The organism is Halomonas sp. KM007 (assembly GCF_050709225.1).
Lineage (GTDB): Bacteria > Pseudomonadota > Gammaproteobacteria > Pseudomonadales > Halomonadaceae > Vreelandella > Vreelandella hamiltonii.
The window spans coordinates 2,654,024-2,668,632 of sequence record NZ_CP136131.1 but is presented as its reverse complement, the minus strand read 5'-3'; the positions used below and the strand labels follow the sequence as shown (position 1 = coordinate 2,668,632).

At 63.2% G+C, this 14,609-nt stretch carries 12 protein-coding genes; 6 read left to right on the top strand and 6 right to left on the bottom strand.

Going from position 1 to position 14,609, the window contains the following annotated elements:
• Positions 1–327: 327 nt before the first annotated feature.
• Genes RVM27_RS12610 through RVM27_RS12595 form a run of 4 tightly spaced genes read right to left on the bottom strand, consistent with a single transcriptional unit; the run spans position 328 to position 6,750 of the window.
• On the bottom strand, positions 328–1,194 hold the full coding sequence (locus RVM27_RS12610; protein ID WP_498956746.1) for a DUF7281 domain-containing protein: 867 nt from the start codon (positions 1,192–1,194) through the stop codon (positions 328–330).
• Positions 1,191–2,468 (bottom strand): hypothetical protein, encoded by a 1,278-nt coding sequence (locus RVM27_RS12605; RefSeq protein ID WP_498956745.1) that lies wholly within the window; start codon positions 2,466–2,468, stop codon positions 1,191–1,193. The genes RVM27_RS12610 and RVM27_RS12605 overlap by 4 nt, the downstream gene beginning before the upstream one ends.
• Positions 2,465–3,094 (bottom strand): condensin complex protein MksE, encoded by a 630-nt coding sequence (locus tag RVM27_RS12600; protein WP_498956744.1) that lies wholly within the window; start codon positions 3,092–3,094, stop codon positions 2,465–2,467. Before RVM27_RS12600 ends, RVM27_RS12605 begins: the two co-directional genes overlap by 4 nt.
• Entirely contained in the window at positions 3,091–6,750 is a 3,660-nt protein-coding gene (locus RVM27_RS12595) for an ATP-binding protein (protein WP_498956743.1), read from the bottom strand. Before RVM27_RS12595 ends, RVM27_RS12600 begins: the two co-directional genes overlap by 4 nt.
• Before the next feature lie 135 nt (positions 6,751–6,885).
• Here RVM27_RS12595 and RVM27_RS12590 point away from each other — a divergent pair, with 135 nt between their 5' ends.
• Complete coding sequence (locus tag RVM27_RS12590; RefSeq protein WP_100732022.1) at positions 6,886–7,260, top strand: type II toxin-antitoxin system RelE/ParE family toxin; 375 nt, start codon at positions 6,886–6,888, stop codon at positions 7,258–7,260.
• Positions 7,253–7,558, top strand: coding sequence for a helix-turn-helix domain-containing protein (locus RVM27_RS12585; protein WP_039180230.1), 306 nt, complete (start codon positions 7,253–7,255; stop codon positions 7,556–7,558). The genes RVM27_RS12590 and RVM27_RS12585 overlap by 8 nt, the downstream gene beginning before the upstream one ends.
• Here the strand turns inward: RVM27_RS12585 and RVM27_RS12580 are convergent.
• Both RVM27_RS12580 and RVM27_RS12575 read right to left on the bottom strand, forming a co-directional pair.
• Entirely contained in the window at positions 7,555–8,595 is a 1,041-nt protein-coding gene (locus RVM27_RS12580; protein WP_498956742.1) for a histone deacetylase family protein, read from the bottom strand. The genes RVM27_RS12585 and RVM27_RS12580 overlap by 4 nt on opposite strands.
• The gene (locus RVM27_RS12575; RefSeq protein ID WP_498956741.1) at positions 8,592–9,284 is read right to left on the bottom strand and encodes a GntR family transcriptional regulator; all 693 of its coding nucleotides are present in this window, start codon (positions 9,282–9,284) and stop codon (positions 8,592–8,594) included. The genes RVM27_RS12580 and RVM27_RS12575 overlap by 4 nt, the downstream gene beginning before the upstream one ends.
• A 216-nt stretch (positions 9,285–9,500) precedes the next feature.
• Between RVM27_RS12575 and RVM27_RS12570 the strand changes: the two genes are divergently transcribed.
• The 4 genes from RVM27_RS12570 to RVM27_RS12555 all read left to right on the top strand — a co-directional run bounded on the left by RVM27_RS12570 (position 9,501) and on the right by RVM27_RS12555 (position 14,591).
• Positions 9,501–11,060 (top strand): ABC transporter substrate-binding protein, encoded by a 1,560-nt coding sequence (locus tag RVM27_RS12570; RefSeq protein ID WP_498956740.1) that lies wholly within the window; start codon positions 9,501–9,503, stop codon positions 11,058–11,060.
• A gap of 61 nt (positions 11,061–11,121) precedes the next feature.
• Entirely contained in the window at positions 11,122–12,099 is a 978-nt protein-coding gene (locus tag RVM27_RS12565; RefSeq protein ID WP_144982292.1) for an ABC transporter permease, read from the top strand.
• On the top strand, positions 12,096–12,929 hold the full coding sequence (locus tag RVM27_RS12560) for an ABC transporter permease (protein ID WP_016914894.1): 834 nt from the start codon (positions 12,096–12,098) through the stop codon (positions 12,927–12,929). The genes RVM27_RS12565 and RVM27_RS12560 overlap by 4 nt, the downstream gene beginning before the upstream one ends.
• A gap of 9 nt (positions 12,930–12,938) precedes the next feature.
• Complete coding sequence (locus RVM27_RS12555) at positions 12,939–14,591, top strand: ABC transporter ATP-binding protein (RefSeq protein WP_498956739.1); 1,653 nt, start codon at positions 12,939–12,941, stop codon at positions 14,589–14,591.
• Positions 14,592–14,609 lie beyond the last annotated feature (18 nt).

Below are 14,609 nucleotides of genomic sequence, written 5' to 3'. Positions count from 1 at the left end.
TTGATTGACCCACGTGGGTCAATCAATAGTGTGGCCCGATGAGGCGAAAAACGTGATTCGTCAACAGCTACCGCGAAGCGGTTTAGTTCAACAGTGATTATACGGAACGCTGTATAACCCCAATAAACGCGCGCGCTCATTCATTGAGGTTATGTAGCCTGCTCCATTGACTCTATCCCAGTGATTCGCCTGAAAGCAAAGGAAAAATAGGCAGCACAGTCCAAGTCCAAAGTTGCATGCTTGCGCGTTTTGCTTTCCCCCTGCGTACCGCAAGAAAAGCACTGCACGGCTGATTCTCCCAGCCAAGCCCAGGCAAGAGGCAATCCACTAACCAACCCCCACCGCCACCAAATCCCCCTCAAACCACTGCTGTTTGAGGCCGCGCTGTTTTTCCAGCAGTGTGAGGTAGGGCCTTAGCGGGTGTTGGGGCGGTAGGCTGACGTGGAGTTGGCGCAGCCGCCGTTGGTAGGGGAGCTGCCCGGCGGGCTGGTGCAGGGGGGTGGCGTGTTGGGTGAGCCACGCGATGTCGGGGAGCAGCAGGTGCGTGGCGCCGCTGTCCAGCGCGAGGGTAACGCCCTTGGCGTCGAAGTCGCCTGCGTAGAGGTGGGGTCGGCGGGTTTTGCGCCACACCTCGGCCAGGTGGGCGAAGCCGCCGCCGTAGTGGCTGTCGCCTCGGTAGGCGATGAGCGGCTGGGCGTAGCCGCTGAGGGCGCTGATGTTCGGGTTGAAAGCGTAGAAGCTGTCGAGGTTTTCCACCTGCACCAGCGCGCCGAAAGCCCCCAACGTGAGGTGTCGAACGTCCACGTCGCGACTGCAGCGCGGCTCGTTGGAAAGCCCCGGAGTGGGTTGCGGCGGCAGGCTGAGCAGTACGCGCCAGGCGCGGGGGCCTTCGCGGGTGGCTTTGTCTTCTTCCACGCCCTCTTTGGCCTGGGCGGCGCTGCTCAGGCCGCTGAGCGAGCGGCCCAGCGGGGCGAGGTGGGCGCTGGCCAGAACGCTATCGATCTGCGCCAGCAGCTCGGTATCGAAGCGCAGGGCCTGGCTGGAAAGCCGCATGCCGAGATCGATATCCTGCTGGCGGCACCAGGCCACCACGTCTTCCACCCACTGGCGGCGGGGCTTCTCCACCGTGGACTGGCGGTTGAGTTCCCGGGCCACGCCGTTGAGCCCTGCCCGTGCGCGGCTGGGCAGGTTCATACCGCCACCGCCAGGGCCACATCGTGAATCAGCCGCAGGTCGTTATAGGCGCTGGCCCTGCTCTCTTCCTGGTGAAGGCGGAAGGCCTGCTGCTCGCGGCGCGGCAGCCCTTGGTACTCGGCGATTACCTGGAACAGCCAAATCTCGTCCGCCCACTCCAGGCCGCTCTCTTGCAGGTACGCCAGGGCGCTGACCGGTTCGGCGGGCGGCTGGTCGAGCACCGCGAGGTAGAAGCGCTCGACGTCCAGCTTGAGGGCCTGCTGGCGGGCGGCGGCCAGGCTCTCTTCGGCGAGCTGCACGGGGTTGGCCACGGCCACGTTTTGCGCGGCGTGGCGCGGGGCGGGCAGCTCGTGCAGCAGCTCGGCCAGTACCCGGGTGTCCAGGGCGCGGTCCAGCGCCGGGGCAGCGGCGGGGTTGAGCGGCGCGGCGCGGTTGAACAGCGCGGGCACCTCGCTGCGCTGGGCGTAGTTGCCGGGCACGAAGCCCGGGTGTTCGCGCAGGAAGGCGGCCATGCCGGTCATCAGACGGCTGCGGGCCTGCTGCTTGCGGAAGCGGGCCATGAGTTCGATCAGCCGCCGCTGCACTTCCCGCAGGCTGGTGTAGTGGTGGCTCAGGCGGTTCTGAAGCTGGCTGATGAGCAGCTTGCGCAGGCTGCCGTCGCTGCCCACCAGTTCGATCAGCTCGTCGAAGTCGATCAGCGCGAGGCCGTCGAGCAAACGCACGATCTGCTTCTGGGCGCGGTCGTTCTCGCGAATCTTGTCGTTGAGCTGGCTGACGAAGCCGAAATCGCTGTTGAGCCGCTGCCACAGGCTGTCGATGGCGTCGGCAAAGCGACCGTTGAGGCCATCCACCTCCTGGCGCAGGCGCAGTAGCTGCTGTTCCTGGCGCCAGTGTTCGCCCTTGCTGCGGGCTTCCCGGTAGCTATCTACCTGAGTGCGAATCAGCTCCAGGGTTTCGGCCACGTCGGCATTGACGTGGCGGCGGGTTTCGTCGGCGAGCATTTCGGCGATCAGGTCGCGCACCTTGGGCGAGAGTTTGACGCCGCTCTGCTCGTCGGGCCGCCATAGCACCCGGGCGGCCAGCAGCTTGCGCAACGCGCCGTCGCTCAGGCCTTCCAGCGGTACGTCGTCGCGGGTGTAGGCCTGCATCAGCCGTTCGGCGTGCTTGCCCAGCAGCGCCAGGCGTTCCGCGCCGGTCTTGAGCAGGCGGCTCTCCAGCTCGCTCACGCCACTGCCCACCCCATTGCCTAAAGCACTGTTCTCACGCCGACTCACAGCAGGGCCTCCTGCGTGCCCGTGTCCTCGTCGGCATCGATGGGCAGATTCTCTTCGTCGCGGATGAAGCGCACCACGTCCACCAGGTAGTCCATCTTGCCGGTCACCACGAACACTTGGCGTTCGCTGTGGGGCTGCATCAGGTAACCGTGCTCTTTCAGCCGTTTGAAGATCTGCTTCACCTGGGCATCCAGCTGGTCGCTCTGGGAGCCAAAGAAGTTGTCCGTGGCTAGCCGTTCCAAACGCTCGCGCAGGCTCTGGTTGTCTTCGCACTTGGCGCTGAACTCGGCGGGCTTGAGCACATCACCAGGGGCGGCCAGGGCGTCGCGGCCCAGCGCTTCCTGCACCAGTTGCAGCCACTCCAGCATGGGCAGCAGGCTGTTGAGGGTGTCGGCCAGCTGGCGGGAGAGCTGCTCTCGGGCGGTGTCGTTGAGCTGCCGCCAGGCGAGGAAGTAGACGCTGGCATCCTCGTTGCTGGCCAGCCGCCGATTGAGCGGGCGCAGGTAGGCGTCGATGGCCTCGCGGGTCTCTTCGTTGGCCAGGTGGCGGTAGGCGTTCTCTTCACTGATGGCGCAGACGAAGTCGCCTGCCAGCAGGCGTTCGAGCAGGGGGCCGTGTTCGATCATGCGCTCACCTCCTGTTGGCGCTGCTTGATTTTCTGCGCCAGCGCGCTGAGGCGTGGCTCGATACGCTTGAGCTGACGCTGTTGCTGGGCGTCCCGTTCGATGAGGTAGCGGTTGGCGAACAGCAGCAGTACGTCAGATTCCGGGTTGGGGAAGGCCCCGACGATATGGATGCGGTTGCTGTCGCAGGCGTCAAACAGTTTTTCGACGTTGTGGTAGGCCAGGGTGCCGATCTCATCGATGGGCCAGTGGATGGCGATTTGCGCATCGCCCCGCAGCAGGCGGGTAAAGGCGAGCAGGAACTTGCACAGAATCAGATACGCCATGCCGTGGCTGGAGGACTCCAGCAGCTGACGGTCGTTCTTGATCACCAGGTCCGTGCCGCCCTCGTTCAGGTGCAGCTCCAGGCGCAGCAGGCTTTCGAAGCTGTACTGCTGGTCGCTGCGCAGCAAATCGACCACGTCGGCCAGGGCGTTGAGGTAGTCGTCGCTGGGCAGCGTCTGGCCGGACTCCCGCCACGCCTTGTAGCGCTGGGCGAACAGCTTGAGCGGTTCCCAGAAGCCCAGCTCGTCGATGGTGGATTGAATTCGCACTTCCGCCTTGGTGATGCCTTCCAGGCGCAGGTCGTCGGCGACCTCCTCCGAAAGCCGACGGCTCTGGGCGCTGATGCGCCGGTTCAGGTCGCGGAAGACGATGAAGAACTTGTCCAGGTCGTCGCTGAGGTTGCGGCCTTCCTGAATCAGCTGCTGCTGTTGGTCTTCCAGCAGCTTGAGCATGCCGCGCAGCAGCGGCAGCAGTAGCCGTGGGCTATCGCTGGGCAGCTTGTCGCGCTCGCTTTGCAGGGCATCGGCAAAGCCGCTGCTGGCGTCCTTGATCAGTTGGCTTTCGACGTCCAGGCAGCCTCGGCGCAGTTGCTCCAGCTGCTGGTGGCGGCTGGCCAGGGCCTGGTGGGTGCGCTCGATGCGCTCGTCCACGTCACCCACGCTAGCTTCCGCTGGCGCACCTTCGGCCACCAGCTCCAAGCTTTCCAGCTGGTTGAGCAGCGGCGTCAGGGCTTCCAGGGTGCCTCGGGCGCTGTCGCGCTGGGCCTTCAGGCCGCTCACTGCCTGCTGGTGGGCCTCTCTGGCGGCGTGGAAGGCGTTTTTCAGATGCGCTTTGTCGCGCTTGAGCTGCTGGTCGCGCTGGGCCAGCTCGGCCTCTTCCGCCACCAGCTGGGGTTTGTGCTGGCCCCACTCGATACGCATGAAGCGCTGGTACTCGGCCAGCTCCTCCTGGCGGGCGGCGGTTTTGCGAATGCGCTCGTTCTGCGCTTCCAGGCGGGCTCGGGTGGCCTTGAGCTGGGCGGGGTCGACGCCCTGTTCGGCCAGCTCCTGGCTGAAGGCCTCTTCCAGCTCGGCGCGCTGGCGCTGGTGTTCGGCATTGGCATCGCTGAGCTGCTGTTTGTAGGTGCGTAGCTGGGCATCGAGGCTATCGAGCTGGCTCTGGGCGTCGGCCTTGAGCTCCAGCAGCTGGCCCTGGTGGGTCTCGGATAGCTCGGCCAGGGCGTCGCGCTTCTCTTCGCGCAGCTCGGTTTGGGCCTGCTCCTGGCGGGTCAGGGCGGCTTCGATGTGGGCACGGCGGGCTTTCTGGCTTTCCGCGTGGCGGGCCTGCTGCTGGCGGCGCGCTTCCAGGGCGTACTCCACCTCCTGCTCGGCGCGCTGATGGGCCAGACGGGCGGTGTCCTGGGCGTCATCGGCCTGCTGTACCCGCTCGTTGTGCTGCTTGAGGGCCTTTTCAGCGGCGGTGCAGGCGGTGTGGGCACGGGCCTTGGCGCTCTCGGCTTCCTCGATAGCGGCCAGCAGGCTGGCTTCGTCCTGGGCGTAGTCGGGCAGCGCGATGGCGGAGAGGTCCAGCGTCAGCCCGAACAGGTCGTCGCTGGCGTTGTCGGCCAGTTGGGGGGCGAGGTCGCGGCGCTCCAGCAGTTCCGGGGCGATCACCTTGCCGAGCTGCTGTTCCCAGCCGGGGCGGTGGTAGCGCAGGAAATGGCGCAGGCTGCCCTGCTCGGGGGTCTGCTGCTGATAAAGGGTGTAGCAGTGCTGCTCGGCACGCTCCCGCTGCTGGCGGCACTGCACGAGATGCTGCTCAGCGATGTCGCGCTCGCGCTTGTGGGCTTCCAGCTCGCGGCGAAGCGCTTCCAGGGTGGCCCCAGCCGCACTGCGGGCCTGCTGGGCATCGTCCAGCCGCGCCTGGGCCAGCTCGGCTTCCTGGGCTTCTTCGCGGGTTTGGCTGGGCATGGCCAGCTGGGCCTTCAGCTCGGCCAACTGCTCGACGCCTAGCTCTAGCTGGGCCTGATACTCGCTCTCCAGCCGCTGGCGGGCCTGCTGGTAGCGCTCGTTATGCTGCTGCTCGGTTTGCCACTGCTGCTCGCGGCGCTCGGCTTTCTCCTCCACCAGCGCGTCGATCAGTTCCTGGTTCTCTTGAGTCTGGCGGGCGAGGTTTTCAGAGAGTTCGCGCAGTCGGCCATCCAGGCGCGCCTGGCTTTCCTTGACTGCGTCCTGCATCACTTGCAGGTGTTGCTGCAGCTGGTCGCGCTGTTCGCGCCACTGGGGCAGCGCGTTGATGTCCCGCTCCAGGCCGGGCATGTCGGCCTCGGCGTACTGCTCGAAGCGGGTTTGCAGGTCGTTGAGGCGGTGCTGGGTGTGCTGCAGCTGGCTTGCCACTTCGCTGTGCTGGTCGTTGAGCGCATCCCGCCGTTCGCCGTAGGCCTGCTCTTCGGCCTGAAACTCCCGCTGGTGGCGGTTGAGTTCACCTTCCAGGTCGGCGACCTGCCGCTGGGCCTGTTCGCGGTCGGCGGCCAACTGGGGTTTGAGTTGCCACAGGGTGGTATCAAGCTCGGCCAGTTCACGGTCGATGCCGGAGAGCTTGGCCAACGCGGCCTGCAGCGGCTCCAGGCGCATGGATTGGCGCATCTGGTGAATCCACTCACGGGCCTTGGCACTGCGAATACGAGTGACCGGCAGCTCGACACCGTCCTCTTCGAAAATCGCCGCCAGCATGGTCTTGAGGGTGTCCATCTTGCCCTCTTTGGCGTGCACCGCCGAGACCAGCTTTTCGATATGGCGAATGCGCCGCTCGGGGTTGACCAGGCTGAACTGGGCGGCGATCTGGCGCAGCTTCAGGCCATCGCGGCTGTTGCCGTGGAGCTGGGTAAAGTCGTTCTGGATCACCGAGCGGAACTCGGAGGTGGCGCCCAGCTTGGGCGACACCGGCGTACCGCTGCGGCGCAGCCCGCTGGCCCACTGGGTGTAGTCCAGCGCCAGCGGGCCCTGCTCGGTCTCTACCAGGTAGTCTTCCGGGCGGTAAGGCGCGCCGACGAAGCGATACTCCACGCCGCCTTCCTGCTTGCGGGTCAGCACCGCCTGGCACACGTTGCCCGCTTCGCGGCGGTATTCGTATACCAGGTAGCTGTTGCGATGGGGCAGATAGAACGCATCGAATTTCATGCGGGTTTTCGGCACCACCTTGTTGGGCAGCTCGCCGTAAAACACCGGCACCAGCCGCTGGAGCGTGGTTTTACCCGACGCGTTGGTGCCGCAAATATTGGTGTGGCCGTCCACACTGAGTTCGACCACGCCGTTCAGGTGGCCGTGAATCATCACGATGCGTAGCAGATGCGCCATGCCGTGTCCTTGATCGTTTAACGTCCGAAAACGCTATCTTGCCAGACACAGACCAAAGCAGCTACGCGGCTGCACAACACTGGCATGGTGTGTCACTTAGTGCTATACATATTAAAGTGATAAAAAAGGGATCCGATGCGAGTATTTAAAAACAAGGCGTTCAGTAAGTGGGCAGCCAAGGAAGGGCTGGATGATGCTGCTTTGCTCGCCGCCGTTGAGGAAATGGAGCGCGGCCTGATTGATGCCGACTTGGGTGGCCATGTGGTGAAAAAGCGCGTGGCAATCGGTAGCCGAGGCAAGAGCAGTGGTGTCAGAACCCTACTGGCTTACAAGATCGGCAATAAAGCATTTTTCGTTTACGGTTTTGCCAAAAATGCTCGCGCTAACATCAGTGCCGAAGAGCTTAAAGCATTAAAACATTTAGCCAAAGAATTGCTGGGCTACAGTGACACGGCATTGACCGAAGCCATCAGGTATGGCGCATTGATCGAGGTTAAAAACGATGGATAAATCAATTCTGGATATGGTGCATGAAACGGCTCAAGACCTGCACACGGCGGGTGTGATGAAAGACACCACGCTACGTGAGTTCGATGCGCTCTGTCTGCCGCCTGTCAAAGAGTACACAGCCATACAGATCAAGCAGATCCGTACCAGGAATCACGCCAGCCAAGGCGTGTTCGCCGCCTACCTGAACACTAGCGTGTCTACCATCCAGAAGTGGGAACAAGGCCAGAAAAAACCCAATGGTCCTTCGCTCAAGCTGCTAAACCTGGTGGCCGAAAAGGGGTTGGAAATACTGGCTTAATCGTTCTCCCTTCCTTCTTTCGCTCCCAGCAACCCTTCAAAAAAGCTCACCGCGTTGGCTTCCAGCCCTTCCAAGTAGTAACCGCCTTCCTGTACCACCAGGGTGGGCACATCGAGGTTTGCGATGGTGCGTCCCAACTCGCCAAAGCCTGGTGTCGATACCGCTACTTTGGCCTGAGGGTCGCGCTCATGAATATCGAACCCCAGCGCCAGCACCAGCGCATCGGGCTCGAACAGGCGAATGGCCTGGCAGGCTTGGGCCAGGCGGTCGAAGAACACCGCTTCTGCCGAGCCGTGGGGCATGGGCAGGTTGAGGTTGTAGCCCAGCCCGGCCCCTTCCCCGCGCTCCTCTTCGAAGCCGGAGACCGCCGGATAGAAGTTGGTGGTATCGCCATGGATGGAGATATAGAGCACATCGTCGCGCTGGTAGAAGATCTCCTGTATGCCCTGACCGTGGTGCATATCCGGGTCGAGCACGACGATGCGCGGAAACCGCGCGGTGAGATGCTGAGCCGCAATGGCGGCATTATTGAGAAAGCAGAAACCACCCGCTGAGTCGATGCCCGCGTGGTGGCCCGGTGGGCGTGATAATGCATAGGCAAACCGATCTCCAGCCAGCAACGCCTCGGCACCCGCCACGGCACTTTGCGCCGACCAGTACGCCGACTGCCAAGTGTGCTGCCCCACTGGCGCGCTGCCATCGGCCAAGTAGCGCGCCGCTTCGGCCAGGATGCCGCGCAGGGCGTTGGGCGAACGCACGAAGATATTGGAGATCACCTCCTCCCCCCAATCTTCGCCCACCGCCTGCCAGCGCCGATGGGCGCTTTCCAGAAAACGCAGATAGGGCAGCGAGTGCACGGCCCTGATCGGCCCCACGCCGTGATCCGCAGGGCTCCGAATATCAAAGCCCAGCCGCTTGGCAGCGGCCAGCAAATGCATGGCGCGTTCGGGCACTTCTTGAGGCGTGCGCATTTTGCCCCGGGAGAAGTAGGTCTGCGGATGATGAAGCGCCTGATCCGCGTGAAAGAACGTCTTCATGGTAAGGGGGCTCCGCTGTCGCTCACCCCTTTCACCACGAAATCGCGGGCGACGCCGATGTGGTAATCGATGGCATCGCGGCACGTGGCCGCCTGGCCACTGGCTAGGGCATCCAGCAGCTTGAAATGACTGGTGGCGATGGTGTCGGGGGCTTCGTGGGTCTTGGTGATGAGCGTGATACAGAGCCGCAGCTCGTGGGTCAGGTTATCGAAGGCGCGCAGCAGCCGCTCGTTGCCTGCGTAGTGCAGCATCAGGCGGTGGAACGTCAGGTCTTCTTCGATGCGGCGCGTGCCGTCGTTGCCGGCGGCAGCCTCGCACAGCACGGCTACCTGCTGCTTCAAGGCCTGTTCGGCCTCGGGCGTGTAACGCTCGCACAGGCGCTGAATGGCGTGCCGCTCCATGCACAGCCGCAGGTCGAAGACATCCTCCAGTTCAACGGTATTCAACGCACGTACGAAGAAGCCCTTGCGCGGCTTCGAAATCAGCAAACCGCGGCTCTCCAGCAAGCGCGCTGCTTCACGGACTGGCGCACGGCTCACCCCCAGCGCGCGGGAAAGCTGCACTTCAGAAAGCCGTTCGCCGGGTAAAAAGTGTTGCTGAATAATTGCTTGGGTCAGGTAGTCCGCCACCTGCTCGACCAGATTGTGCTGCTGGATAACCGCCTGCGGCGCCGTTGGCAAAGGGGCCATAAAGTCTACTCTTGGTCGCCATGACATGGCTTGAGTATGACAAAAAAACCGCACTTGTCGACGGACGATTGACGACTGTCGACAGCTTTACCAGCCGCTGCTATGGTCAAAAAGGGCCGCCAACAAACACCACAATCAGGCCCAGACACGTCACGCCTCGCTCGACTAACGACGACGTAAAGCTTTTACGTACCAATAAACCGAGGAGCAGGAAACATGAAAACACCTTTGGCTTTGGCACTCTCTGCCGTCACGCTTGCACTGGGTTCCACATCCGTGCTGGCCGCAGACCCGCAATCCGGTGGAACGATCAACACCATCATTCAACCCGAGCCGCCGGGGCTGGTACTGGGCATGATTCAGAACGCCCCCACGCGTACCGTGGCGGGCAATATCTATGAAGGCCTACTGCGCTACACCACCGACCTGGAGCCCATGCCCCAGTTGGCCGAGTCCTGGGAGGTAAGCGACGATGGCCGGGTCTATACGTTCCATTTGCGCGATAACGTCACCTGGCACGATGGAGAGCCCTTCAGCGCCGACGACGTGGTGTTTTCTGCCGATGTTTTCCACCGTGAGTTGAATCCCAGCGCGCGGGCCGTGTTACAGCATGTGGAAAGCATCGAGGCCACCGACGACCACACGGTGGTGTTTACCCTGACCGAGCCCTTCGGCCCCTTCCTGATCTCGTTCGAGGCGGGCACCTTCACCATGGTGCCCAGGCACTTGTACGAAGGCACCGACTTCCGCAATAACGAGCACAATGACCACCCGATTGGCACGGGGCCGTTCAAGTTCGCCAACTGGGAGCGTGGCACGGTCATCGAGCTGGTCAGAAACGACGACTACTACGAAGAGGGCCTGCCTTACCTGGATGGGGTCAACTGGCACGTGATTCCCGATGGCGGCTCTCGGGCCGTGGCCTTCGAGAATGGCACCATCGATGTCCTGCCCAGCGGCACCGTGGAAAACTTCGATATTCCGCGCCTTTCGGCTATGGATAACGTCTGCATGACCGAACAGGGCCATGAGTATTTCAGCCCCTTTGCCATGTTGTGGATGAACAACCGGGAAGGCCCCACCGCCGACAAGCGCTTCCGCCAGGCCGTGATGTACGCCATGGACCGCGAATTTGCCCGCGACGTGCTCTGGAATGGGCTGGGCAATGTACCGCTGTCGGCCTTTGGTTCGAATGCCAGCTTCCAGTATGACGGCCTGGAGCCCTACGACCACAACCCCGAGCGCGCTCGGGAGCTGCTGGCAGAAATGGAGTACGACGGCGAAGAGATCACCATTCTACCGCTGCCTTACGGCGAGACCTGGACTCGCTGGGCAGAAGCCGTGCAGCAGAACCTGCGTGAAGTAGGCATCAACGTCCGCACCCAGGCCACCGACGTGGGCGGCTGGAACCAGCGCCTGGGTGACTGGGATTACGACCTGGCCTTTACTTATCTTTTCCAGTACGGCGACCCTGCGCTGGGCATTTCACGTACCTACCTGTCTGACAACATCGCCAAGGGCTCCCCCTGGAATAACGTTCAGGGTTATGAGAACGAGCGGGTAGATGAGCTGTTCAATGCCGCTGCCACGGCGTTTCCTGATGAGGAGCGCGAAGCCCTCTACCGTGAAGTGCAGGAAATTCTGCATGAGGATGTCCCGGTTGGCTGGCTGATGGAGCTTGGCTTCCCCACCCTTTATCGCTGTGATGTTCAGGACCTGGTGACCTCAGGGGTCGGCGTGAACGATGGCTTCAAGGATGCCTGGCTGGACCGCTAGGTAGGTGCCACCCGGGCCGCCATGGCGACCCGGGTGTTTCAGCTATGTCAGGAATATGCTCATGTTATATGCCCGCTTGATCGTCATGCGGCTGTTCAAAGCCGTGATCGTCCTGTTTTTGATCGTGATCTTCAACTTCTTCCTGATTCAGATGGCCCCCGGCGACCCGGCGGCCATTCTGGCCGGGGAAGCCGGTGCCGCCGACCAGGAGTTTCTCGACCAGCTGCGCGTGCGCTTCGGCCTCGACCAGCCTATCTACGTGCAGCTATGGCGCTACGTCTCCGGCATTGCCATGCTGGATTTTGGCTACTCCTACCGGCTGGGCACGCCCGTCTTCGACCTGATCATGGCGCGCTTGCCCGCCACGCTGCTGCTCACCGGCACCGCCTTTGTGCTCTCGCTGGTGCTGGGCATCATTGCCGGTTCCATGGCGGCGGCCAGAGCCAAGAAACCGTCGGGCTCGCTGATCATGGCGCTGGCGCTGGTGTTTTACGCTACGCCGCTGTTCTGGGTGGCGCTGATGTCCGTGGTGGTGTTCTCGGTGTACCTGGGCTGGCTGCCTGCCTATGGGTTGTACACCGTGGGCGCTGGCCATACCGGGCTGGCCCTGGCGCTGGACGTGGCGAAACATCTGGTGCTGCCTGCCACGACCCTGGCGCTCTTTTTCATGGCGATTTACACCCGCATGACGCGCACCTCCATGCTGGATGCCGCTCAGCAGGACTATGTCAAAACGGCCCGGGCCAAGGGGCTCAAGCCGAGCGTCATCCAACGCCGCCATGTGCTCAGGAATGCGTTGCTGCCGATCATCACGCTGGCGGGCCTGCAGGCCGGGCAAATGGTGGGCGGCGCGATCCTCACCGAAACCGTGTTCGCCTGGCCCGGCATCGGCAGGCTGATGTTCGAAGCGCTGCAACAGCGTGACTACAACCTCTTGCTGGGTATTTTCTTCTTCTCTGCGGCGCTGGTGATCGTGTTCAACATTCTCACCGATCTGGTGTATCGCCTGGCAGACCCACGCATCAAGGGGGCCTCATGAGCTTTTTTGCACGTTTCGCCCAGAACCGCGGGGCGCTGGTGGGGCTGGTCATCCTGCTGGTGATCATCGCCATGGCCCTTCTTGCCCCGCTGCTGTTTCCCGAATCGCCCTGGCGCATGGTGCAGCGCCCCTTCCTGCCGCCGTTCTCGCAAGAGGGGTTCCCCCTGGGCACCGACACCATGGGCCGCAATGTGGCGGCAGGCCTGATGCATGGCGCCTGGGTATCGCTGCTGATTGGCCTGGTGTCCACCAGCGTGGCGCTGCTGATTGGCGTGCCGCTGGGGGCCATTGCCGGGTATTACGGAGGCTGGATCGATGACGTGCTGATGCGCATCACCGAGTTTTTCCAGACCATCCCCAACTTTGCCCTGGCCATCGTGCTGGTGGCCATCATGCAGCCCAGCGTGACCTCCATCGTGCTGGCCATTGCCCTGGTGAGCTGGCCGCCCGTGGCCCGCCTGGTGCGGGCGGAGTTCATGTCGCTGCGCCACCGGGAGTACGTCGAGGCCGCTCGGCTGGTCGGCCAGTCCAATACCACCATCATCCTGCGTCAGATCCTGCCCAATACGCTCTCGCCCATCATCGTGCTGGCCTCGCTCATGGTGGCCACGGCGATTCTGCTGGAGTCGTCGCTCTCGTTTCTGGGGCTGGGCGACCCGAACGTCATGTCCTGGGGCTACATGATCGGTGCCGCGCGTACCGTGATTCGCCAGGCATGGTGGCTGAGTTTCTTCCCTGGCGTGGCCATTCTGCTGACCGTTCTGGCACTCAACCTGGTCGGTGAAGGGCTGGACGATGCGCTGAACCCCAAACTTTCCCGTGAGCGTTAGGAGCCTGCCATGAACGATGTCGTGCAACCCGCTGGCCAGGACGAGGCGCCCGCCGTACTACAGATCGAAGGCTTGAGCGTGGCGTTGCCCAAAGGCGCAGACCGGCCGCTGGCGGTGGAGAATGTCAGCTATAGCGTCAACCGTGGCGAGATCATGTGCGTGGTCGGGGAGTCCGGGTCGGGCAAGTCCATGGCCGCCAACACGGTCATGGGCCTGCTGCCCAAGGGCGTTCGCCCCGTGCAGGGCAGCGTCACGTTCGAAGGCCAGAACCTGCTGGCCCTGAGCGAAAAGCAGCACCGAACGCTGCGCGGCCTGAAGATCGGCATGATCTTTCAGGAGCCAATGACAGCACTGAACCCCTTGATGCGCGTGGGCGCACAGATTGCCGAAGTGTTCGAGGCCCATGGCCAGCTCAGCCCCCGGCAGCGCCAGGCGCGGGTGCTGGAACTGCTGGTGGAAGTGGGTATCCCGCAGCCAGAGAAGGCCATCAGCGCCTACCCCTTCGAGCTTTCCGGCGGGCAGCGGCAGCGGGTGATGATTGCCATGGCGCTGGCGCTCGAACCGGTGCTGCTGATTGCCGATGAGCCCACCACGGCGCTGGATGTGACCACCCAGGCGCAGATTCTGGCGCTGATTCGTGACCTGCAACAGCGGCGTGGCATGGCCGTCATGTTCATCACCCACGATTTTGGCGTGGTGGCGGAAATCGCCAACCGTGTCTGCGTCATGCGCCATGGCCGCATCGTCGAAATCGGCAATGCCCGTGATGTGCTGGAGAACCCGCAGGATGCGTATACCCAGGCCTTGATCGCCGCCATTCCCAGCAACGCCCTTCCCCCTCACCGGGCACCTGCCACCTCGGCGCCCCTGCTGGAGATCAAGGGGCTCAACAAGGTGTTTCGTTCACGCGGGGGCTGGTTCAAGGCCACTCGGGAAGTGCGCGCGCTGGATGACGTATCGCTGACGCTGGCCAAAGGCGAGACCGTGGGTATCGTGGGCGAGTCCGGCTCGGGAAAATCGACCCTTGGCCGCTGCGTGGTGCGCCTGGAGCACCCGGATGATGGCGAGCTGCTGCTGGATGGGGTCAATTTTTCGCAGTTGAACGGCAGCGCGCTGCGCCGCGAACGCCACCGGGTGCAGATGATTTTTCAGGACCCTTATGCGTCCTTGAACCCGCGCACCCGGGTCGGCATGGCCATCGCCCAAGGCCCCATGGCCAACGGCACGCCGAAGGCCGACGCGCTCCGCCAGGCCGGTGAGCTGTTGGAACTGGTAGGGCTGGGTGCCAGTGCCGTGACGCGTTTTCCCCATGAGTTTTCAGGCGGCCAACGCCAGCGCATCGGCATTGCCAGAGCGCTGGCGCTCAACCCTGAATTGATCGTGGCCGATGAGGCGGTCTCTGCGCTGGACGTCTCCATTCAGGCGCAGGTGCTGGAGCTGCTGGAATCGCTGAAACAGCGGCTGTCGCTGTCACTGCTGTTCATCACCCACGACTTGCGGGTGGCCGCCCAGATTTGTGATCGTATCGTCGTCATGCAGCATGGGCGAATCGTCGAGCAAGGCAGCGCCGAGCAGATATTTCTGGCCCCCCAGGCGGCCTATACCCGTTCGCTGCTCGATGCGATTCCGGGGCGCGAAGCGCCTGCCGCCGCGTCTGCCTGATTAGCCTTTGATGCGTCA

Coding starts and splice junctions, on each gene's coding strand:
- RVM27_RS12610 (WP_498956746.1), bottom strand. CDS start 1,194: ATGAACCTGCCCAGCCGCGCACGGGCAGGGCTCAACGGCGTGGCCCGG.
- RVM27_RS12600 (WP_498956744.1), bottom strand. CDS start 3,094: ATGATCGAACACGGCCCCCTGCTCGAACGCCTGCTGGCAGGCGACTTC.
- RVM27_RS12595 (WP_498956743.1), bottom strand. CDS start 6,750: ATGGCGCATCTGCTACGCATCGTGATGATTCACGGCCACCTGAACGGC.
- RVM27_RS12590 (WP_100732022.1), top strand. CDS start 6,886: ATGCGAGTATTTAAAAACAAGGCGTTCAGTAAGTGGGCAGCCAAGGAA.
- RVM27_RS12585 (WP_039180230.1), top strand. CDS start 7,253: ATGGATAAATCAATTCTGGATATGGTGCATGAAACGGCTCAAGACCTG.
- RVM27_RS12580 (WP_498956742.1), bottom strand. CDS start 8,595: ATGAAGACGTTCTTTCACGCGGATCAGGCGCTTCATCATCCGCAGACC.
- RVM27_RS12575 (WP_498956741.1), bottom strand. CDS start 9,284: ATGGCCCCTTTGCCAACGGCGCCGCAGGCGGTTATCCAGCAGCACAAT.
- RVM27_RS12570 (WP_498956740.1), top strand. CDS start 9,501: ATGAAAACACCTTTGGCTTTGGCACTCTCTGCCGTCACGCTTGCACTG.
- RVM27_RS12565 (WP_144982292.1), top strand. CDS start 11,122: ATGTTATATGCCCGCTTGATCGTCATGCGGCTGTTCAAAGCCGTGATC.
- RVM27_RS12560 (WP_016914894.1), top strand. CDS start 12,096: ATGAGCTTTTTTGCACGTTTCGCCCAGAACCGCGGGGCGCTGGTGGGG.
- RVM27_RS12555 (WP_498956739.1), top strand. CDS start 12,939: ATGAACGATGTCGTGCAACCCGCTGGCCAGGACGAGGCGCCCGCCGTA.